The sequence below is a fragment of the Streptomyces sp. V4I8 genome (assembly GCF_041261225.1).
Classification (GTDB): Bacteria; Actinomycetota; Actinomycetes; order Streptomycetales; family Streptomycetaceae; genus Streptomyces.
Map to the genome: position 1 here is coordinate 4,152,286 of NZ_JBGCCN010000001.1, position 21,708 is coordinate 4,173,993.

General features: G+C 72.8%; 12 protein-coding genes. 10 read left to right on the forward strand and 2 right to left on the reverse strand.

Annotated features, from left to right (window positions below; genetic code table 11):
* Positions 1-66: 66 nt before the first annotated feature.
* Positions 67-1,749, reverse strand: a complete 1,683-nt coding sequence (locus ABIE67_RS18900) for a serine/threonine-protein kinase (protein ID WP_370258942.1) — start codon at positions 1,747-1,749, stop codon at positions 67-69.
* Positions 1,750-2,109: 360 nt separating this feature from the next.
* On the opposite strand from ABIE67_RS18900, the gene ABIE67_RS18905 reads away from it, so the two are divergent.
* From ABIE67_RS18905 to ABIE67_RS18940, 8 genes are all read left to right on the forward strand, one after another.
* The gene (locus ABIE67_RS18905) at positions 2,110-5,778 is read left to right on the forward strand and encodes an FHA domain-containing protein (RefSeq protein WP_370268721.1); all 3,669 of its coding nucleotides are present in this window, start codon (positions 2,110-2,112) and stop codon (positions 5,776-5,778) included.
* 274 nt (positions 5,779-6,052) lie between these two features.
* Positions 6,053-7,438 carry an ABC transporter substrate-binding protein gene (locus ABIE67_RS18910; RefSeq protein WP_370258944.1) on the forward strand — a complete coding sequence of 462 codons (1,386 nt, stop codon included), beginning with the start codon at positions 6,053-6,055 and terminating at the stop codon, positions 7,436-7,438.
* 4 nt (positions 7,439-7,442) lie between these two features.
* Positions 7,443-8,789: a carbohydrate ABC transporter permease gene (locus ABIE67_RS18915; RefSeq protein ID WP_370258948.1), complete on the forward strand. Its 1,347-nt coding sequence runs from the start codon at positions 7,443-7,445 to the stop codon at positions 8,787-8,789.
* Positions 8,790-8,877: 88 nt separating this feature from the next.
* Positions 8,878-9,792 carry a carbohydrate ABC transporter permease gene (locus ABIE67_RS18920; RefSeq protein ID WP_370258951.1) on the forward strand — a complete coding sequence of 305 codons (915 nt, stop codon included), beginning with the start codon at positions 8,878-8,880 and terminating at the stop codon, positions 9,790-9,792.
* Positions 9,793-9,961: 169 nt separating this feature from the next.
* Positions 9,962-12,184: a CDP-glycerol glycerophosphotransferase family protein gene (locus ABIE67_RS18925; protein WP_370258954.1), complete on the forward strand. Its 2,223-nt coding sequence runs from the start codon at positions 9,962-9,964 to the stop codon at positions 12,182-12,184.
* Between the two features lie 194 nt (positions 12,185-12,378).
* A complete protein-coding gene (locus ABIE67_RS18930) occupies positions 12,379-14,571 on the forward strand; it encodes a CDP-glycerol glycerophosphotransferase family protein (protein ID WP_370258956.1) in 2,193 nt (730 codons plus the stop codon).
* Positions 14,572-14,580: 9 nt separating this feature from the next.
* Positions 14,581-16,815 carry a CDP-glycerol glycerophosphotransferase family protein gene (locus tag ABIE67_RS18935; protein WP_370258957.1) on the forward strand — a complete coding sequence of 745 codons (2,235 nt, stop codon included), beginning with the start codon at positions 14,581-14,583 and terminating at the stop codon, positions 16,813-16,815.
* A gap of 50 nt (positions 16,816-16,865) precedes the next feature.
* Positions 16,866-18,518, forward strand: a complete 1,653-nt coding sequence (locus tag ABIE67_RS18940; protein ID WP_370258961.1) for a hypothetical protein — start codon at positions 16,866-16,868, stop codon at positions 18,516-18,518.
* Between the two features lie 34 nt (positions 18,519-18,552).
* Here the strand turns inward: ABIE67_RS18940 and ABIE67_RS18945 are convergent, their stop codons facing one another.
* Positions 18,553-18,966, reverse strand: coding sequence for an organic hydroperoxide resistance protein (locus ABIE67_RS18945; protein WP_370258966.1), 414 nt, complete (start codon positions 18,964-18,966; stop codon positions 18,553-18,555).
* A 127-nt stretch (positions 18,967-19,093) separates the two neighbouring features.
* On the opposite strand from ABIE67_RS18945, the gene ABIE67_RS18950 reads away from it, so the two are divergent.
* Positions 19,094-19,570, forward strand: coding sequence for a MarR family winged helix-turn-helix transcriptional regulator (locus tag ABIE67_RS18950; RefSeq protein ID WP_370258970.1), 477 nt, complete (start codon positions 19,094-19,096; stop codon positions 19,568-19,570).
* A gap of 490 nt (positions 19,571-20,060) precedes the next feature.
* Entirely contained in the window at positions 20,061-21,704 is a 1,644-nt protein-coding gene (locus tag ABIE67_RS18955; protein ID WP_370258972.1) for a glycosyltransferase family 2 protein, read from the forward strand.
* The last annotated feature ends 4 nt before the right edge of the window (positions 21,705-21,708 follow it).

Here is a 21,708-nt window from a genome sequence, read left to right on the forward strand (position 1 = left end):
GGAGGCGGAAATCACCCGCCAGATGTCGACAAAGAATCAAACTGGTCAGCGCGGCGCCGACGGCGGTCAGTTGGTGCCCGAGCCTCCGCCCGAACCCCCGCCCAGGTCCCCGATCCACCCGGTCACGGTGCTGAACCAGTCGCTGAGCTGGTCCCAGTAGCCCTTGCCCGTGCCGATCCAGTCCTGCAACGGGCTCAGCTCCCAGACCAGCCAGCCCGCGACGAAGAGGATGATGATCGTGAACAGGCAGCCCTTGAGGCAGCCGAGTCCGGGGATCCGCATCGGGTTGGCGCTGCGCTGCCGCGGCGGACGCGGCTCGCGCTGCGGCCGCTGCGGCTCCGGCGTGGGCGGCGGAGCGTACCGCTGGGGCTGCTGCGGCTGGCGCGGTGGGGCGTACTGCTGCGGCTGGTGCTGCTGCGGGTGGCCGTAGCCCTGCTGCCCGCGGCCCTGCGGGGGCCGCTGCTGCTGAGGATGCGGCGGCTGCTGAGGCTGCTGCTGCGGGCGGGCGACCTGGCGTTGCGGGCGCCGGCGCAGCGGGTCCTGGTTGGGGTCGAGGTACTGGACCTGCGTCTGCTCGTTGCGGTCCCGGGCGGCACGCAGCTGGTTCTGCCACGGGTGCGGCTCCTCGGGGCCGGGCTGACCGGGCTGACCGGACTGCTGGCCGGGAGGCCCCGGTGGCATCGACGGCATGACGGCCGTGGGGTCGGCGGCACCCGCCGGGCCGCCGCCACCGGTGTGCGGCAGGACGCTGGTCGCGCCGTTCGGGTCGTAGGCCCCCGGCGCCGCGCCGTGCGGCAGCACCTGGGTGGGGTCGGCCGAGCCGGGCACGGTGGCCGGGGCGGGGTCGGGGACGAGCAGTGCGGCGACGCCCTCGGCGGCGGCGATCTGCGCGGAGTTCGCGTGCACGCCGATGCCCTCGGCGACGACGCGCAGACCACGGGCGAGGTTCTCGGCGCTGGGCCGTTCGTCGGGGCTCTTGCGCAGGCAGCGCTCTATGACCGTCCAGAGCGGGTCGGGGACCGTGGACGGGCGGCGCGGCTCGGCGCTGAGGTGCTGGTGCAGGACTTCCAGGGCGGAACCGCCGCCGAACGGGGGACGGCCGGTGACCAGCTCGTAGAGGAGGATGCCGGCGCCGTAGATGTCGACCGCGGAGGTCTGCGGGCGGCCCTCGGCGGACTCGGGGGCGATGTACGCGGGCGTGCCGACGAACTCGTGGGTGCGGGTCAGGCCCGGGGAGTCGGCGAGGCGGGCGATGCCGAAGTCGGTCAGCATCGGGTGCATCTGGCCGCCGTTCTGCTGGAGCAGGACGTTGGCGGGCTTCAGGTCGCGGTGGACGACGCCGTCGGCGTGGCTCGCGGCGAGGGCGTCGGCGATCTGCGCGGTGAGCAGGGCGGCGGCGACCGGGGTGAAGGGGCCGTTCTCGCGCAGGTAGCGGTGCAGGTCAGGGCCGTCGACGAGGTCCATGACCAGCGCCAGCAGCTCACCCTCGACGACCAGGTCACGGACCCGGACGATGTTCGGGTGGGTCAGGCGGAGCAGGACGGAGCGCTCCCGCAGGAACCGCATGACGATGTCCGCGTCGCTGGCGAGTTCCTCCTTGAGGACCTTGATCGCGACGGTCTCGCCGGGCTGCCCCTGCACGGCCGCCTCGGCGCCTGCGGTCTCCCGCTGGCGGGCTCGCCAGACGGTCCCCGTGGCGCCGCGCCCGAGCGGCTCCTCGAGGAAGTACTTGCTGCCTACCGGCCGCACGTCGCGCTCCCTGCTGCTTGCCTACGTTCCGATCCACTGTAGTGCCGTCCCCCGGGGCACCGGCCTGTCGTCGTTCTGTGCGTCTTACGTACGGCTTCCCGTACATGTTCGAAGGAAAGACGCTCGGCTCTGTCCCGTGGTTGCCGCAAGCGGAAGTGAGCGATCTCAACTGATCGCCGGCAGTGCACTTGTCAGGCACTTTTGCGGGCAGAGCCGACCAATCAAGATCACTTGCCTTCGGGCGGGGGGCGGGCTGTCAGTGGCAGGTGCGAGGATGCGTGCAGTACGTGGAGTACTGGCCGATGTGCTCGGGTGGGGTGGGGAGTTGCCGCGCCCTCGCAGAAGGGACCGCTGACGCCGATGCAGATCCGGCTGACCGTCGTAGACCCGCTGGCCCCGCCCGCCCCGGCGCGAGGCCGCGCCGCGAGCTGCGACGTGCTGGTCACGGCGCCCGCGGGCACGGCCCTGGCCGCGGTGGCGTCGGCGCTCGCCTCGGCGGTGTCCGGAGGCGACGGCCCGGTCGTGCTGTACGCGGACGCGGAGCGGCTCGACGACCGGCGCAGCACTCTCGGCGAGCCGCCGCTGATAGACGGCGCGGTGCTGTCCCTGGGCGCCCCGCCGGCGCCCGAACCTCACCCCGAGCTGGACGACGCCCCGACCCAGCTCCAGGTCGTGGCCGGCCCGGACGCGGGCGGGGTGCATCTCCTGCACGGCGGCGAGATCCGCATCGGCCGCTCCGCCGAGGCCGACGTGCCGCTCGACGACCCGGACGTCTCCCGGCTGCACTGCGCGGTCACGGTCGCCGCCGACGGCCGCGTCTCGGTCGCCGACCTCGGCTCGACTAACGGCACGACGCTGGACGGCACGCGTGTGACCACCAGCCCGGTGCGCTTCGCGCCGGGGGCGCTGCTGCGGATCGGTGAGTCGGCACTGCGGCTGGCTCCGGCCGGGGGCCCGGGCGCACGGGTGCGGACCGAGCCGGACGGGGAAGGGCACACGCGCGTGCCCGCCCGCGACCACCGGGACCGGGGAGCGGACGGTGCGGCCGTCCCGCACCGCGACGGTCACCCTGCGGCGCCCGGGGGCACCGGGCCGGCTCCGGTGCCCCACGCGCGCGTGGCGGACGGCGGCGACGTGACCACGCCCCCGGGAAGCCGTTCGGCCACTCGGGACCACGGCCCCGTCGAGCCGCCCGGCGTGCCGGTCCAGGGCGGGGCACCGCGGATCGAGCGGGACGGCAGGCCCGGGGGGCCGCTGCCGGGACCGCGCGCGGGTGACACCCACGGCGCGGGTTTCGGTGTGGGCGCGCTCGACGGGCGTTACGACGACGAGGGCCGGGGGCACGAGGACGGCGGCGCTGGCAGTAGCCGCAAGGGCACCCCGCTGCGGGGCACCGACGTGCCGCCGGGCGTGCGCAGGCGCGGCGGGCTCACGGCATGGGCGCGGCGGCTGGCCGGCGGACGCGGCGAGCAGGGGGCGGACGGACGCGCACCGTACGACGATGACGAGGACGTGCCGCCGACCGAGACGACCGGTCTCCCCTCGGCGGCCAACCGCTCCCGGTTGCCGGAGACCTGGCCGGACCCGGCGTCACTGCTGCTGACGGCCCTGGGCCCCGGCCCCCGGCTGTGGGAGCGCGCACCCGGTCACCCGGAGGCGCTGACCGTGCGGCTCGGCACGGCCGACCGTGCGGCCCCCGACGGCTCGGGGCTGCTGCCCGCGGTACCGGTGACCGCCGATCTGCGTGAGGTCGGGGCGCTGGGTCTGGCCGGTCCGCGCGAGCGGCTCGCCGGGCTGGCCCGCGCGGTGATCGCCCAGCTCGCCGCGCTGCACTCGCCCGACGTTCTGGAGACGGTCCTGATCAGCGCGGACCGCTCCCGCCCCCTGGAGGAGCGCACCGCCGAGTGGGCGTGGCTGGGCTGGCTCCCGCATGTCCGCCCGGGGCACGGCCAGGACTGCCGCCTGCTGCTGGCCTACGACCGCGAACAGGCGACGGCCCGCACGGAGGAGTTGCTGCGGCGTCTGGAGGACCTGACGGCGGAGACGGGGGACGGAAACGCCGGGAGTGCCGGGGGCGCGGGGGTCGCCGGGGGGAAGTCCGCTCAGACGCCCGTCGCCGTCACAGACGGCCGGTCGGGGGCCCAGCGTGCCGTCCGTCGGCCCTCCTGGGCGCGGGACGACGCCCCCGCCGACGGGGTGGCGGACGGATTCGCGGGTCCGTACACGGTGGTCGTCGTGGACGGCGACCCGGGCGGCGCCGACCTGCGCGAGGCGGTGGCGCGGCTGGCGCTGGAGGGTCCGCGGGCCGGCATCCACGTCGTGTGCCTCGCCGAGACGGCCGCGGCCTCGCCCGCGTCGCCGGTGACGGAGACCTACGAAGCGGCGTGCACGGTGGCGCCCGCGTTCCGGGAGTGCGGGGCGGTCGGGCTGCTCAGCGGTGATGTGGCGACGGCGCTGCGCCTGGTGCGGGTGGCTCGGGCCGGGGCGGTCCCGGCGGTCGCTCTGGCCGGGAGCGGGCCGGAGGCCGACCCGCACGCGGTGGACGCGTCCCGGACGGGTGCCCCCGGTCGGGGCCCTGGCGGCCGCGCTTCCGCGGATCACGGCACGACACAACGCCCCGGCTCAGGCGCACACGGCCCGGCCGACCACAGCCCGGCCGGACCCGGCGCCGCAGGGCAGGGCCCCACGGCTTCCGCCGCCCCCGCTCCCACGCCCACCCACGGTCCCGTCGGGCACGGCACGGTGGCCGCCGTGGACGCCGTCTCCCTCGCCTGGGCGGAGCGGTTCGCGCGGGCGCTGGCGCCGTTGCGTACGGAGGGGACCGGCGGAGAGCGGCACGCGCGCGTGTCCGTGCCGTTGCCGCAGGCGGCGCGGCTGCTGGACGAGCTGGGACTGGCCCGGGCCACCCCGGCGTCGCTGATGGCGCGGTGGGCCGACGCGGCCGACGACCCGGAGGCTCTCGGCGGGCGGGCGTGTGCCGTGCTCGGGGCCGGGCCGCGCGGGCCGGTCGGCGCGGACCTGGGCGCCGACGGACCGCACCTGCTGATCGAGGGACCGCCCGGCAGCGGGCGTACGGAGCTGCTGCGGGCCGTCGTCGCGTCGCTCGCCGCGGCCGAGCGGCCGGACCGGCTGGGCGTCGTGCTGATCGACGGCCGGGACGGCGTCGGCGCGGCCGGCGGGCACGGTGACGGGCTGCGGGTCTGCACGGACGTCCCCCATGTCACCACCCACCTCACCGCCAACGACCCGGTCCGTATGCGGGAGTTCGCCCAGTCGCTCAGCGCCGAGCTGAAGCGTCGCGCCGAGCTGCTCGGGCGGTCCGACTTCGCCGAGTGGCACACCGGTCGTGCGCTGTCGGGCCGGGTGGTCGCGCAGCGCGCGGCGGGGGGCGGCGCCGGGCATGGCACCGGTTCCGGGGCCGGTGACTTCACGGGGGATCTGGAATCGCCGCCCAGTTCCACGATCCGGCTGCGGCCGGGGGCGGCCCGTCGGCAGGCCGAGGCGGAGGCCGTGCCGCCGCTGCCCCGGCTCGTGGTGGTCGTGGACGACCTGGACGCGCTGGTCTCGCCCGCGCTGGGCTCGACGGGCAGGCCCGCCGCGGGCTCGGTGATACGCGCACTGGAGGCCGTGGCCCGGGAGGGCGAGCGGCTCGGGGTGCATCTGGTGGCCGCCGCGGGGATCGGGGGCCGTACGGCGGAGTCGGAGCCAGCACGACGGGCGACGCTGCGGGTGACGCTGGACGCGGTGGCGCCGGGCCCGGACGAACCGGCTCCGGGGCGCGGACGGCTGACCCGGGCGGACGGCAGAGCGGTGCCGTTCCAGGGCGGCCGGGTCACGGGGCGTATCCCGCGGACGGCGACGCTGCGGCCCACGGTCGTACCGCTGGAGTGGCACCGCATGGGCGATCCGCCGGCCCGCCGCCCGGTCCGCGAGCTGGGCAACGGGCCCACGGACCTGGCGCTGCTGGCCAGTGCGCTGGAGCGGGCGGCGCGCGAGGTCTCGGCGACCGAGGTGCCGTCACTCCTGTGACACCGGTCCCCGAATTTCAGCCCGTCCGGTGATTGAGGACGAGGCCGTTCAGGCCGATAGCAGGGGTCTGGGGGCGCAGCCCCCAGGGACGCGAGCCACCGCGTACCCGCACGTCTTCGGTCCAGCCGTCGCAGGCACACGGCCTGGTCACGAGGCGGTCACGATCCCCCGCTTGACAGCGGACGCGGTCTTGCCGCCCCCAAACCCAAGGCGTAGACCAGATCGCACGGGACAGCGCTCGAACGTTCGACGATGCACGAAGAACGGGGCAGTCATGCGCAGCACGAGCAGCAAGAACCGGACAAGCAGGGCCGCAAGGGCAGCGGCAGCCGTACTCGCAGGTGCCCTCGCACTCTCGCTCACCGCATGCGGAGGCGATGACGACAGCGGCGGCGACGGCAACGAACAGGGCGGAACCGGCCAGGAGACCGGCAGCACCGTCACCCTTCCCAAGCTGAACGGCGAATCCCTAGAGGTCGCCGCCGTCTGGACCGGTGCCGAACAGGCCAACTTCAAACAGGTCCTCGCGGAGTTCGAGAAGCGCACGGGCGCCAAGGTGACCTTCGTGCCCGCACAGGACCCGATCATCAACTTCCTCGGCTCGAAGGTCGCGGGCGGCCAGCCGCCGGACATCGCGATGCTTCCGCAGCCCGGCGCCATCAAGCAGGCCGTGGAGAAGAAGTGGGCCAAGCCCCTCGGCTCCGACGCGATCAAGGAGCTGCAGGAGAACTACTCGCAGGGCTGGCAGAACATCGGCAAGGTCGACAACAAGCAGTACGGGGTCTACTACAAGGCCGCCAACAAGTCCCTGATCTGGTACAACAACCAGGTCTTCGAGAACGCCGGGGCCGGCGAGCCCAAGACGTGGGACGAGCTGCTCACCACCGCCCAGACCGTCTACGACTCCGGTGTCACGCCGTTCTCGGTCGGCGGCGCCGAGGGCTGGACCCTGACCGACTGGTTCGAGAACGTCTACCTCTCCCAGGCGGGTCCGGAGAAGTACGACCAGCTGGCCAAGCACGAGATCAAGTGGACCGACCCGTCCGTGAAGGACGCGCTCACCACGCTCGCCCAGGTGTGGGGCAAGAAGGACTACGTGGCGGGTGGCGCGACCGGCGCGCTCCAGACGGACTTCCCGGCCTCCGTCACGCAGGTCTTCACCGGCGGCGACCAGCCGAAGGCCGCCATGGTCTACGAGGGTGACTTCGCGCAGGTCAACATCGTGCAGGCCAAGGCGAAGGTCGGCACGGACGCGAAGGTGTTCCCGTTCCCGACCGTCGGTGACACCGCGCCCGTCGTCTCCGGCGGGGACGCGGCCGTCATCCTCCAGGACTCCAAGGCGGCGCAGGCCCTGGCCACCTGGCTCGCCTCCCCGGACGCGGCGACGATCCAGGCGAAGCTCGGCGGCTACCTCTCGCCGAACAAGAACGTGGACAACTCGGCGTACCCGAACGAGGTGCAGCGGAAGATCGCCAAGGCGCTCATCGACTCCGGTGACGACTTCCGCTTCGACATGTCCGACCAGGCCCCGCAGGCCTTCGGCGGCACGCCCGGCAAGGGCGAGTGGAAGGCCCTGCAGGACTTCCTGAAGAACCCGACGGACATCGCGGGCACGCAGGCGAAGCTGGAAGCCGACGCGGCCGCGGCGTACGGAAACTGACGCCATGGCGTCGACGGAAGCGGCAGGGGTCACTCCGACCCCTGCCGCACCCAAGTCGCGCAAGAGTGTGACCGGCACCCGCAGGATGGTGGCAGCGCTGTTCCTGCTGCCCGCCCTCGTGCTGCTCGGCGCGCTCGTGGTCTACCCGATCGGGTACTCGGTCATCCGGAGTTTCTACGACCAGTCCGGCGACGGCTTCGCCGGGTTCGACAACTACGAGGCGCTCTTCACCGACGACGGCATCCGCACCGCCCTGAAGAACAACGTCATCTGGGTGGTGTTCGCCCCGACGGTCGCCACCGCGCTCGGGCTGATCTTCGCGGTGCTGACCGAGCGGGTGCGCTGGGGTACGGCGTTCAAACTGGTCGTCTTCATGCCGATGGCGATCTCGATGCTGGCGGCGGGCATCATCTTCCGGCTCGTCTACGACCAGGACCCGGACAAGGGCGTCGCGAACGCGGTGTGGGTGGGCGTCCACGACACCTTCGCGCAGGCGTCGGCGTTCCCGAAGGCCCACCCGGGCCGGGAGTCGCCGCTCGAAGCGGCGCCGGGCGGCGGCTTCATCACCAAGGCCACCGTCAGCGCCGGCACTCCGGTCTCCCTGCCGCTCGTCGGCGTCGCCCCCGACCAGATGCCGGACGACGCCGAGAGGGCCGTGGAGGCGAAGGCCGATCCGTCCGGGATCACCGGCACCACCTGGCAGGACTTCACGCGCGGCAAGGGCGTCGGCACGCTCGGCGGGGTCGACGCGTCGGAGCTGGGCTATGCCGGGATGAAGATCGAGGCCGTCAAGGACGGCGAGGTCGTGGCCAGCGCGATGGCGGCCGACGACGGCACGTTCACGCTGCCGGCCGCCGCCGAGGGAGCCCAACTCCGGTTGCCGCCGGACAACTTCAAGGAGCCGTACAACGGTGTGGACTGGCTCGGCCCGTCCCTCGTCACGCCGGCCATCATCGGGTCGTACATCTGGATGTGGGCCGGGTTCGCGATGGTGCTGATCGCCGCCGGGCTCGCGGGTATCCCGCGCGATCTGCTGGAGGCGGCCCGCGTCGACGGCGCCAACGAGTGGCAGGTGTTCCGCCGGGTCACGGTGCCGCTGCTGGCGCCCGTCCTCGCGGTCGTCACCGTCACCCTGATGATCAACGTCCTGAAGGTCTTCGACCTGGTCTTCATCATCGCCCCGGGCTCCTCCCAGGACGACGCGAACGTCCTCGCCCTGGAGCTGTACCGCAAGGGCTTCTCCGAGGACCAGCCGGGCATCGCCAGCGCGATCGCGGTGTTCCTGCTGCTCTTGGTGATTCCCGTGATGTGGTTCAACATCCGTCGGCTCAGGCGGGAGGTCCGGCGATGAAAGAGCACCTGACCGTCTGCCGGGCGTCCGGGGGTTACCCCCCGGATATGAGCAGTAACATCCGTAGGCTGCAGCGGGAGGTGCTGCGATGAGCGCGGACGCGGGCGGGCTCACCAAGGGGGCGCCCGAGCCGCTCCCGGACGTCAAGGGCGAGCAGTCCCTCGGCGCGAGGCTCGCCGCCTTCGTCAGCGGCGGGCTGGTGCGGGTGTTTCTCATCCTCGTCGGCCTGTTCTGGCTGGTCCCGACGATCGGGCTGCTGGTGTCCTCCCTCCGGCCGCCGGAGGAGATGACCGCGAGCGGCTGGTGGGAGGTCTTCAGCAAGCCCTCCCAACTCACCTTCGAGAGCTACGACAAGCTGCTGAGCAACCCGGACATCACCGACTCGATCCTCAACACCGTGCTGATCACGGTCCCGGCGACGCTCCTGGTCGTCATCATCGGCTCGCTGGCGGGCTACGCGTTCGCGTGGATGGAGTTCCCGGGCCGCGACTGGTGGTTCCTGGGCGTGGTCGGCCTGCTGGTCGTGCCGGTGCAGGTGGCGCTGATCCCGATCGCCGAACTGTTCGGCAACATCGGCATCTTCGGTTCCCTGATCGGCGTGATCCTCTTCCACGTCGGCTTCGGACTGCCCTTCGCGGTGTTCCTGCTGCGGAACTTCTTCGCGGAGATCCCGCGGGAGCTGCTGGAGGCGGCCCGGCTGGACGGCGCCGGTGAACTGCGTCTGTTCTTCCGTGTCGTGATGCCGCTGGGCGGTCCGGCGATCGCCGCGCTCGGCATCTTCCAGTTCCTGTGGGTGTGGAACGACATGCTGGTCGCGCTGATCTTCACGGACTCGGGAAGCCAGCCGATCACGGTCGCGCTGCAGACACAGGTCCGGCAGTTCGGCAACAACATCGACGTCCTGGCACCCGGGGCGTTCATCTCCATGGTGATCCCGCTGGTCGTGTTCTTCGCGTTCCAGCGGCAGTTCGTGTCCGGCGTGATGGCGGGCGCGGTCAAGTAGTCGTAAGAACAAGGTGGTTGAGGGAGCGGGCCGTGATCGGTCCGCTCCTTTCCCCTGCCTTCGTGATCCCCCGTATGCCGTACCTCGCCGTAACCAAGTCACTCCATTGGCCGTTGCCGGGCAAGGCGCTGTCGCCGCCTGCCGTCCCGGTCGACCAAGTGGATGTCCCTTGCCCAGGTTCAGTGTCATTGTCCCCGCGTACAAGGTTCAGGCGTACCTGCACGAGTGCCTGGAATCGGTGCTCTCGCAGTCGTATCCCGATCTCGAACTGATCGCCGTCGACGACTGCTCGCCGGACGCGTGCGGGGCGATCATCGACGAGTTCGCCGCCCGCGACCAGCGGGTACGTGCCGTGCACCTCGCCGAGAACCAGGGCCTGGGGCCGGCTCGCAACGCCGGTGTCGCGGAGGCCACCGGCGACTACCTGATCTTCCTGGACAGCGACGACACCCTCACCCCCGACTCCCTGCACGCGATCGCCGACCGGCTGAAGGAGACCGGTGAGCCGGACGTCCTGGTCTACGACTACGCGCGGACCTTCTGGACCGGCGAGACGATCCGCAACCAGGTCGCGGCCCTGCTCACCGAGGAGGGCCCGGCGCCGTTCCGGCTGGCGGACCGGCCGGGGCTGCTGCGGCTGCTGATGGTCGCCTGGAACAAGGCGTACCGCCGGGAGTTCGTCGAGGCGGAGGGCTTCACCTTCCCGCCCGGCTACTACGAGGACACGCCCTGGACGTACCCGGTCCTGATGGCGGCGGAGTCCATCGCGACCCTGGACCGGGTGTGCGTGCACTACCGGCAGCGGCGCCGGGGCGCCATCCTCGGCACGGTCAGCCCGCGGCACTTCGACATCTTCGAGCAGTACGACCGTGTCTTCGCGTACGTCGACCAGAACCCCGAACTCGCCCGGTGGCGCCCGGTGTTGTTCCGCCGCATGGTCGACCATCTGGTGGTGGTGTTCGCCCGCCGGGACCGCCTCCCGCGCCGCAGCCGCGCCGCGTTCCTGCGCAAGGCACGCACCCACTACCGCCGTTACCGCTCCCCCGGCGCCACCGTCCCCCCGCGCAGCCGCGCCCACCACACCCTGATCCGCCTGGGCCTGCACCGCACGTACCGCGCCCTGCAGCTGGCGTTCGCCCTGGCCCGCCGTACCGCGAAGGTCGGCGGCCGGCTGCTGAAGGGCCTCCGTTCCGCCGCCCTGCGCCTGCACTACCGCATCCAGCGCAGCCTCCCCCTGCGCGCCGACCGCGCCGTCTTCGCCGCCCACGGCGTCCGCGGCCGCCAGGGCTGCGGTCCGGGCGCCCTTGAGCAGGCGTTCCGCACGCACGCGCCGCACATCCGCACGGCCTGGGTCGCCGAGACCGAGCAGCACCCCTCCGACGCCCCCGACCCGTCCGGCACGCGCCGCCTGCGCCCCGGCACGGCCGCCTACTGGACGGCCCTGGCCCGCTCCAAGTACCTCGTCCACAACGCCGGCTTCGACCGCCGCCTGGTCAAGCGCGCCGGGCAGGTCTTCGTCCAGACCCGGCAGGGCACCCCGCTCAAGCACATGGGCCTCGACCTGCGCGAACGCCCGGCGGCCACGGCCGAGGGGGACGTCGACGAGTTCCTCGACAACGTCGACAAGTGGGACTACGTCCTGTCCGCGAACCGCCACTCCACCCTGACCTGGGAGCGCGTTCACCCGGGTTCCTACAAGACCCTCGAATACGGCAGCCCGCGCAACGACGTCTTCCAGCAGGCGACATCGGCGGACGTGGCCCGGATCCGCGAGCAGCTCGGCATCCCCGAGGACGCGGTCGTGATCCTCTACGCCCCCACCCACCGCGACTACCGCCGCACCCAGCGCACCACCCTGGACCTGCCACGCGTCCTGCGCCGCCTGGGCCCCGGTTACGTCGTCCTGGCCCGCGCCCACCCCCGCCACGGCGGCCCCCTCGTCGACGTCCCCCTGCCCGGCCGGCTCATCGACGTCACCGACCATCCCGGCGTCGAGTCGCTGTGCCTCGCCTCGGACGCCCTGGTCACCGACTACTCGTCCCTCATGTTCGACTACGCCAACCTCGACCGGCCGATCGTCATCCACAGCGATGACGCCGAGGCGTACGAGGCCGCCCGTGGCACCTACTTCGACCTGCGCTCCTTCCCGCCCGGCGCGGTGGCGCGCAGCGAGGACGAGCTGATCGACATCTTCGCCACCGGCCACTGGCGGGGCTCGCGCTCCCACCAGCTGCGGTCGGCGTTCCGCGAGCGCTTCTGCCCGCACGACGACGGACGCGCCGCCGAGCGGGTCGTACGGCATGTGGTGCTGGGCGAGAGCGACCTCCCGCCCGTGACGCCGCTGGACAAGCGCCACCCCGTGCCGAGCGCTCCGCTGGGGGGACGGTCGTGAAACCGCGGGCCGGTGGGGGTGCTGCGATGGGCCGTCGATCGTCCGCGGCGCCATCGTGGCTGGTCGCGCCCACGCGGCGGAGCCGCATATGGACACGGCCCGCGCCCCTTCAGGGCGCTGCCGAACCGCAGCCGACTGAGGCCGACGCCGCCTCCTGAGTACCCGGCCGTCAGAACACCGACAGAAAGAGCAGTATGCCCCGCTTCAGCATCATCGTCCCTTCCCATGGAGTCGCGGGCCGGCTGTCCCAGGCGCTGGACTCGGTCCTCGGCCAGTCCTTCGGCGACTTCGAGCTGATCCCGGTCTGCGACGGCCCGGACTCCCCAGCGGCGGACGTGGCCGTCGGGTACGCCGAGCGGGACTGCCGGGTGGCGCCCGTGCACTCGCCGCCGGCGGACGGTCTGGCGGGGGCGCGCAACACCGGGTCGCGGGCGGCGCTGGGCGAGTGGCTGCTGTTCCTGGACGGCGACGACGTGCTGGTACCGGGCGCGCTGGCGGCGCTGGACGCCCGGCTGCGCGAGACGGGGGACGTGGATGTCCTGTACTTCGAGCACGAGCGGACCCCGTGGTGGGTGGGTGAGCCGACCAACCCGGCCGCGCTGCTGCTGGCGCGGGCCCCGGGCGGGGTCTTCGCGCCGGGCGAGGCCGCCGAGTTGACGGGCGTCCAGCTCCCGGCGTGGAGTGCGGCCTATCGGCGGACGTTCCTCGTCGATCGGCAACTCACCTTCCCCGACGGCCACTTCACCGACGTCGGCTTCGGCGGTCTGGTGGTGTTGAGCGCCGAGCGCATGGCGGTGCTGCGTCAGGTCGTCGTACGGCATCTGCTGCGGCGGCAGGGCAACCGGCTGAACCTGCCCGGGGAGCACCACTTCGAGCTGCTCGACCAGGTCGAGCTGGTGCTCGCGCGGGCCGCCGAGCAGGGGCTGTCCGGGCAACGGCTCGGGCCGTTGTTCGAGCAGCTCTTCGCCGCCGTACTGAAGACGGCGGCCCATGCTCGGCGGCTGCCGCGCCGGCGCCGTGCCTTCTTCCGGCGGGCGAGCGGGCTCTACCGACGGCACCGGCCCGCCGGGGCCCGGGTGCCGGGCGGCAGTCTCGGTGTGCAGCACCGGCTGCTGGCAAGGGGGGCGTACGCGGCGTTCCGGGCGCTGCGCGGCGTCAACCAGGTGGCGGCGAAGGCCGCTTCGGGCCTTCCGCGCCCGCGCGGGCTGCGCACGCGGCTGCGCTACCGGTGGCAGCTGCGCCGTCGGCTGGACCAGAACCTCGCCGTGTACTGCGCGTACTGGGGCCGCGGCTACGCCTGCAACCCGGCCGCGATCCATGCCAAGGCGCGGGAGCTCGCCCCGCATCTGCGCTCGGTTTTCCTGGTCGAGCCGGACGCGGTGGACAGCGTGCCGAAGGACGTGGAGTACGCGGTCATCGGCAGCCGTCGGTACTGGGACGTGCTCGCCCGCGCCAAGTACCTGATCAACAACGCCAACTTCGCGGACGCCGTGGTCAAGCGCGAGGGCAGTGTCCATCTGTCGACCCAGCACGGCACCCCGCTGAAGAAGATGGGCGCCGACCAGGCGACCTACCCGGTGGTGGCCGCGGCGACCGGCAGCTTCGCCAAGCTGCTGGCCCGCGTGGACCGCTGGGACTACAACCTCACCTCCAACCGGCACTCCACGGAGATGTGGGAGAGCGCCTTCCCCGCCGCGCACGAGACCCTCGAATACGGCTATCCGCGCAACGACGCCTACTACACGGCGACCGCCGCCGACGTCGCCCGCATCCGCCGCGAACTCGGCGTCCCCGAGGGCAAGAAGGCCCTGCTTTACGCGCCCACACACCGCGACCACGCCACCGGCTTCGAGACGAGCCTCGACCTCGACGCGCTGTGCGAGGAGATCGGCGAGGAGTACGTCGTGCTGCTGCGTGCCCACTACTTCTACGACCAGGGCGCGGCGCGCGGCAGCGGCCGGATCATCGACGTCACCGGGCACCGCTCCGCCGAGGACGTGTGCCTGGCCGCCGACGCGCTGATCACCGACTACTCGTCCATCATGTTCGACTACGCCAATCTGGACCGGCCGATCGTCGTGTACGCGGACGACTGGGACGTCTACCGGGAGCTGCGGGGCGTCTACTTCGACCTGATGGAGGCCCCGCCTGGGCGGGTCGCGCACACGCCGGAGGAACTGGCGGCGGTGTTCCGTGACGGCTCGTGGGCGGACGGGGAGGCCGCGGCGCTGCGTGCCGCGTTCCGGGAGCGCTTCTGCCAGTTCGACGACGGGCAGGCCGCCGAGCGGGTCGTACGCCGGGTGCTGCTGGGCGAGCCGCCCGAGGCGATCCCGGCGGTGATCCCGCTCGCCGAGCGCATCCCGGCCCCAGCCGCGACGACCTCGTAAGGAACTGACGTGCCCCGCTTCAGCATCATCGTCCCCGTCTTCAAGGTGCAGGGCTTCCTGCGGGAGTGCCTGGACTCGGTGCTCGGGCAGTCGTACACCGACTTCGAGGTGATCGCCGTCGACGACCGCTCGCCCGACGGCTGTCCCGCCATCCTGGACGGCTACGCCGAGCGCGACGCACGCGTGCGCGTGCTGCACCTGCCGGAGAACGTGGGCCTCGGCCGGGCCCGCAACGCCGGTCTGGAGGAGGCGAGCGGCGACTACGTCCTGTTCCTCGACAGCGACGACCACTACACGCCGGGTCTGCTCGCGGCCGTGGCCGCACGACTGGAGGAGAGCGACGACCCGGACATCCTGGTCTTCGACCATGTGCGCACGCACTGGTGGGGGCGCGGTGGCCGCAGTACGGCGGCGGACCTGCTGGCCGCGGCCGGTACGGAGACCTTCGGCGTCCGCGAGAACCCCGAGTATCTGCATCTGTTCCTGGTCGCCTGGAACAAGGCGTACCGGCGGGACTTCTTCCTGAAGCATGAACTGCGCTACGCGCCGGGCCTGTACGAGGACGCGCCCGTCACCTACCGCTCGATGGTGCTGGCCGACCGCATCGCCTGTCTGGAGCGGATCGGGGTCGAGTACCGGCAGCGCCGACAGGGCGCGATCACCAAGACGCCGGGGCGGCGGCACTTCGACATCTTCCCGCAGTACGAGGGCCTGTTCGCGTTCCTCGAAGAGCGCCCGGACCTTGCGTGGGCGCGACCCCTGCTGTTCGAACGGGCCCTGGATCACATGCTGTTCGTGCTCGCGCGCGAGGACCGGGTGCGGCCCGCGGACCGGCCGGACTTCTACCGCGAGATCCGTTCCTTCCACGCCCGCCACGTCCCGGACGGCTTCACCCCGCCCGACGGGTGGCGCGGCCGGGAGATGCGGCTGCTGGCGACGGCGTCCTACCCGTCGTACGCCGTGGCCCGCGGTCTGCGCGAGGTGCGCAAGGTGGCGGGGGCCGGCAAGCGGCGGGTGACACGGGCGGCGTCCGAGCGGGCCCAACAGGCCTGGTACGGAGCCCGGTCGAGGCTTCCGCTCGATCCGGACCTGGCCGTCTACTCGGCGTTCTCGCATCGCGGGGTGCTGGGTGATCCGGCGGCCATCCACGCCAAGGCCCGTGAGATCGCCCCGCACATCGAGGGTGTGTGGGTGGTCCGGGAGGACGCGGTGGACGCGCTGCCGCCCGGCATCGACTGCGTGACGCCCGGCTCGCGGCGCTACCACGAGGTCATGGCGCGGGCCACGTACTGGGTGAACAACGTCAACTGGCCCGGCACCCTGGCCAAGCGCCCCGGCAGCGTCCACCTCCAGACCCACCAGGGCACCCCGCTCAAGTACATGGCGGCCGACCTGCTGGCCAAGCCCGGCGCCCGGCACGGCTTCGACGTGCCGAAGATGCTGTGGCGGGCCGACCGCTGGGACTACAGCCTGGTGGCCAACCGGCACTCGGAGCTGGTGTGGGAGCGCGCGTACCCGTGTCACTTCACGTCGCTCAGGACGGGAAGCCCCCGCAACGACGTGCTGGTCAACGCGGACGCGGCGGCCACGGAGGCGGCCCGTGCGCGGCTCCGCGTCCCCGCCGGGCAGACCGTCGTGCTGTACGCGCCGACCCGCCGGGAGTACCGCCGGGGCGGCCATGTCGACCGGATCGACCTGGCCCGGTTCGCCCAGGACCTGGGCACGGACCACACGCTCGTCGTACGGCTGCACCCGTCGCTGGCGAACGGCACGGCACGCGGGATGGGCCTGGCCGATCTGCACCGGCGGGGCGTGCTGATCGACGCGACGGACGAACCGCACGTGGAGGATGTGCTGCTCGCCGCCGATGTCCTGGTCACCGACTACTCCGCCCTGATGTTCGACTACGCCAACCTGGACCGGCCGATCGTGATCCACGCCGACGACTGGGGTGCGTACGCGGCGAGCCGGGGCGCCTACTTCGACATCACGGCCGACGCGCCGGGCCATGTGTCGTGCTCCTACCGGGAGTTGGCGTGGCTGTTCGCGTCCGGGACATGGCGGGACGGGGAGTCGGCGCGGTTGCGGGCCGGGTTCCGGGAGCGGTTCTGCGAGTTCGACGACGGGCTGGCCGCGGAACGGGTCGTGCGGACGCTGATGCTGGGTGAGCGGATGACGGAGCGGTCGGCCGGGGTGGAGCGGGTGCCGGCTCCGGCGGGACCGCGGGCTCACTCGATGAGGTGATGTGAGGCGAAGCCGTTGCCCCGACCGGTCCGGCCGGGAACATACGGCAAATGCCTCAAACCCACACAACCTCCACGACCAGAACCGCGGGCGCCGCTGTCGGTGTCCTCGTCCGGAGGACCGTGCGCGGAGCGAGTGCCCTGCGCGGCGGCCCCAGTTGGCGTCCGACGCCGTACCAGCTCTTCGGCTTCCTCTTCTTCCTGGTGATGTTGCTGGCGTACTGGGCCGTGCCGCTGTGCTGCGACGCGGGCCAGCACGCGGCGGTGGTGGAACGCCTGAAGGCGGACCTCCTGCGCCCGCGTCATCCGATGGCCGACCTGCCGGGCGCGGGCAGCCCGTACTACTCGCCGTACACGGTCGCGCAGGGGGCGTTCGCCCGGCTGACGGGGCTGGGCGGCTGGGAGGTGGTGCGGCTGGCCGGTCCGCTGAACCTGCTCGTGCTGCTGACCGGCATCGGCCGCTTCGTGCGGGTGCTGACGCCGAGACCGTGGGCGCCGGTGCTGGCGGTGGGCGCGATGACGCTGCTGTGGGGGACCGAGCGGGCCTGGTGGAGCGGCTACCTGAGCCTGATGTCGATGACCGGGAATCTCGGCTACCCCTCGGCCTTCGCCATCGGCCTCACCTTCTGGACGTGGGCGTTGACGGGGGCGCGGGCCCGGGGGCAGGGGCATGGATACGGGCGGGGGCCGGAACGGGGGGCGGTCCGGTACGTGGGGCCGAGCGGGCTGCCGGGGCTTGCCGGGTACGCGGGGATCGGGGTGCTGTACGGGCTGATCCTGCTGATCCATCCGATCACCGCGGTGGCGGCGGTACTGGGGGCGGTGGCGTTCGTCGCGGGGTGGCAGTGCGGATGGGGGCGCGCATCGCAGGGCGGTGCGCGGGGTGCCGTGGTGGTGCGGTGGGGAGCCACGGCGGGAACGGCGGTGCTGGTCGCCGGATGCTGGCCGTACTTCGATGTGTTCGCGCTGGCCGGGGACAGCAGCGTGGACGGGATTCACCGGCAGCTGTACGAGCACCTCGGCGGGCAGTTCTGGCTGGCGCTGCTGGGGCTGCCGGCGCTGTGGCTGCGATGGCGGCGAGGCTCCTGGCGGGATCCGCTGGTGCTGCTCTTCACACTCGACTGCCTGGTCGTGGCGTACGGCTGGGTCAGCGGCCACTACACCTACGGCAGGATCCTCGGGCTCACGCTGGTGCCGTCACAGTTCGCGCTGGCGGTGGAGCTCGCGGCACCCCGGCCGTGGGCGCGGGCGCGCCGGGTGCTGGGCGGGGCCGCGATCGCCGGGGCCTGCGTCGGGTTCCTCACCGTGCAGGGCGGGGCGGTCCTGCCGCGCGCACTGGACCCGATCGGGCTGGAGCAGCCGTCGCGCTGGCCGTCGTACGCCTGGGTGGCACGGCACGTCGGGAAGGGCGAGGTGATCATCTCCGACGGGCACTTCGCGCCCCGCTCCATCCCGGGGTACGGGCCGAACCTCGCCGCGCCGACCTGGCCCGACCCCGCCCTGGACGAGCGGGAACGGGAGCGCCGGCTCGCCGATGTCCGGGCGTACCTCTCCCCCGCCTCGACCCGCGCCGAGCGCACGGCCGTCGCCCGGCGCTACCACGCGCGCTGGCTGCTGCTGACGCGGTGGAAGCGGGTACCGGAGGAGGCGGTGGTGGTGGCGTGGAGCCGGGAGACGGGGGAGGTACTGGCGCGGATCGGGTGAAGGGCTCGGGGGTCCCGGGAGGACTCCGAGGTGGTTACTCGATGACGAGGTCGACCTCGATGTTGCCGCGGGTGGCGTTGGAGTAGGGGCAGACCTGGTGGGCCTGCTCGACCAGCTTGCGACCGGTGGCCTCGTCCAGGGTGTCGGGCAGCTCCACGCGCAGCGTCACCTTGAGACCGAAGCCCTCGCCCTGCTTGCCTATGCCGACCTCGGCGGTGACGGCGGCGTCGGAGACGTCGGCCTTGGCCGCACGGCCGACGAGGCCGAGGGCGCTGCCGAAGCAGGCGGCGTACCCGGCGGCGAACAGCTGCTCCGGGTTGGTGCCCTGCCCGTTGCCGCCCAGCTCCACCGGCATGGCCAGCGCGAGGTCGATCTTGCCGTCGTTGGTGACGGCGCGACCCTCGCGGCCGTGGGTGGCGGTGGCGACAGCGGTGTAGAGCGCGTCCATGGAAAACCATCCCTCTCGAAGTCATCTGCGATCCGGCGGCTCCGTTGGTAGCCGCCGCATGACCACAAGTAGAGCACGCAATTCAATTGCGTGCAACTAAATGACGGACACGAGCTACCCTGGAGCCATGACGACCACGCCCACGGCCGACTGGCTCCGCCTCGACCAGCAGATCTGCTTCTCCCTGAACGCCGCGTCGCGCGCCTTCGGCGGCGTCTACCGCGTGGTCCTGAAGGACCTGGGGCTCACCTACCCGCAGTACCTGGTCATGCTGGTGCTGTGGGAGCGCGGCGACCTGCCCGTCAAGAAGCTGGGCGAACACCTGCGCCTCGACTCCGGCACCCTGTCGCCGCTGCTCAAGCGGCTGGAGGCGGCGGGCCTGGTACGCCGGGAGCGCAGCGTCCGCGACGAGCGCTCGGTGGAGGTACGGCTGACGGAGGAGGGCACCGCCTTGCGCGAGCGCGCCCTCCAGGTGCCACGCCGGATCGCCACGGCGACGGGCTTCGACGTGGACGAGATCCGCGAGCTGCGGGCACGACTGGACCAGCTCACCGAGGCACTGGACGCGGCGGCGGTGGAGGAGGAGCCGGGGCTCGGCGCGTAGGGGGTGCGAACGGTCGCGCTGTCGGGTGGGCAGGCAGGTCCGGCGGCCGGGCGGACAGTCCCGTAGGCGGTCCGGCAGCCAGATCCCTAGGCGGTCGGGCGGGCAGGTCCATGTGCGGTCGGGCGGCCGGGCGGCGGACATACAGCCGTAGCGGACCCCCGGTGGGACCGGAGGGAAGTGGCCGGAACTCCTCGCCCACTCGGATACGCGAGCGCCGTCCGCCGCCCGATGGGCGGCAGGAACGGGACCCAGTTTGCACTATTAACTGACACTTACTGGCTATTGACGGCGTATCACCCCTCATACGGCATTCCCCCGGCTTACGATCCGCCGTGATGAACCGCCTCCGCCGCACGGCCCCCGCCCGCTCCCGAGAAGCCGCCGCCCGCGAGTGAACCGGGCCCCGACTCCGGCCGTCTTCCGGATCGGGCCCCAAGTCCCGCTCAACGGGCTATCACCCAGCATTCCTTCGATTCCGGACCGTGGCCCCATGCACCCCATCCCCCGGCACGCCCCCCGCCCCGCGCGCGATCCGCGGGTCGGCGTCATCGTCATCGGCTACAACGACGCCGCACATGTGACGACCGCCGTCCGCTCGGCACTGGCGCAGGGCCCCGCCGTCCGTGAGGTCGTCGCCGTCGACGACTGCTCCACGGACGACAGCGTGGACCTGCTCGCCCGCCTCGCCACGGCCGAACCGCGCCTGAAGGTGGTCCGGCGCCGGGTCAACAGCGGCGGCTGCGGCAGCCCGCGCAACACCGGCCTCGACCGGGTGACCACGCCGTATGTGATGTTCCTGGACAGCGACGACGTGCTTCCGCCGGGCGCAGTGGACGCGCTGCTCGCGGCGGCGACGGGGGCGGACGCGGAGGTGGCGGGCGGTCTGTGTGTACGGCGTGAGCTGCCGGGACGGCGCGAGGTGCCCTGGCAGGCGCCCCTCTACGCCGCGCACGCCGTGGTCGAGCGCCCCGCTCAGCGCCCGCGCCTTGTCCACGACACGCTCTGCGTGAACAAGCTCTACCGCACGGACTTCCTGCGCGAGCACGGCATCCGCTTCCCCGAAGGGCGCTTCCCCTACGAGGACTTCGTCTTCACCGCGCGCGTGCTCGCCGCCCGTCCGCGCATCGCCCTCGTCCCCGACCGGGTGTACGTCTGGCACGTGCGCCGCTCGGCCGACCGGCTGTCGATCTCCCTGGACCGCGCCGACATCGCCAACTGGAGGGCACGTACGGAGGCGAGCCGGCTGGCGTACGAGATCCTGCTGGGCGCCGGGCAGAAGGAGCTCGCCCGGGCGGCCCGCGCCAAGTTCCTCGACCACGAGCTGCGGATATACGCACGCGAGTCGGGGTTGCACGACACGCCCTACCAGCGCGCGTGGTGGGCGCACACGCGGGCGTATCTCGCGCAGTACGACGCGTCCGACTGGGCCCACAACCCCACCGCGCCCGGCCGTCTCATCGGCCGCGTCGTCCTGGCCTCCCCCGAGCCTCGCGACCTGCCCCGCCTCAGGGACCTGGCCTCCCGCCCGGCCCGCCTCCTCCCTCCGTACGCCCACGCCCCCGACGGCACCCCCGTCTGGTCGGCCGATCTGCCCGACGTGACCCTGGAGCCGCTGCTGACCCGCCCCGTCCGCCTCCTCCCTCTCGCCGTCGACGCGGAACTGCGCCCACGCGCGCGTACCGCCCTTCTCCGGCTGCGCCTGCACGAGCTGTACGGCAGGGTGGCGCAGGCGGGGCCGGAGGCGCTGGAGGTTGAGTGGCGGAGCCGGGAGACGGGGGTCGCGGCGGGGCCGCGTACGAATGTGGCGCCGAGGCCGGCCTCGGCCGGCGGGGGTGGTGTCTGGTCGGCCGAGGTGACGGTGGACTGGTCGGCGTTCGGGGCGGGCACATGGGATCTCCGCCTGCGCGTGCGCTTCCGTGGCGGCGCGTACCGCGAGGTCACGGCGCACGCGGTCGCAGGCGCCGGTCTGCTGCGCCGGCGAGCCGCGATCGGCGCCCGGCACGCCCTCGTGCTCGTCCAGCCGTACGCCACCCACTCCGGATCGCTGGCACTACGCGTGGCACCCGGCTTACGCGGCGTCATGTCGGTTGTGCGCAGCAAATTCCGCCGCCTGCTTCACCGACACTGTCCTTGACACG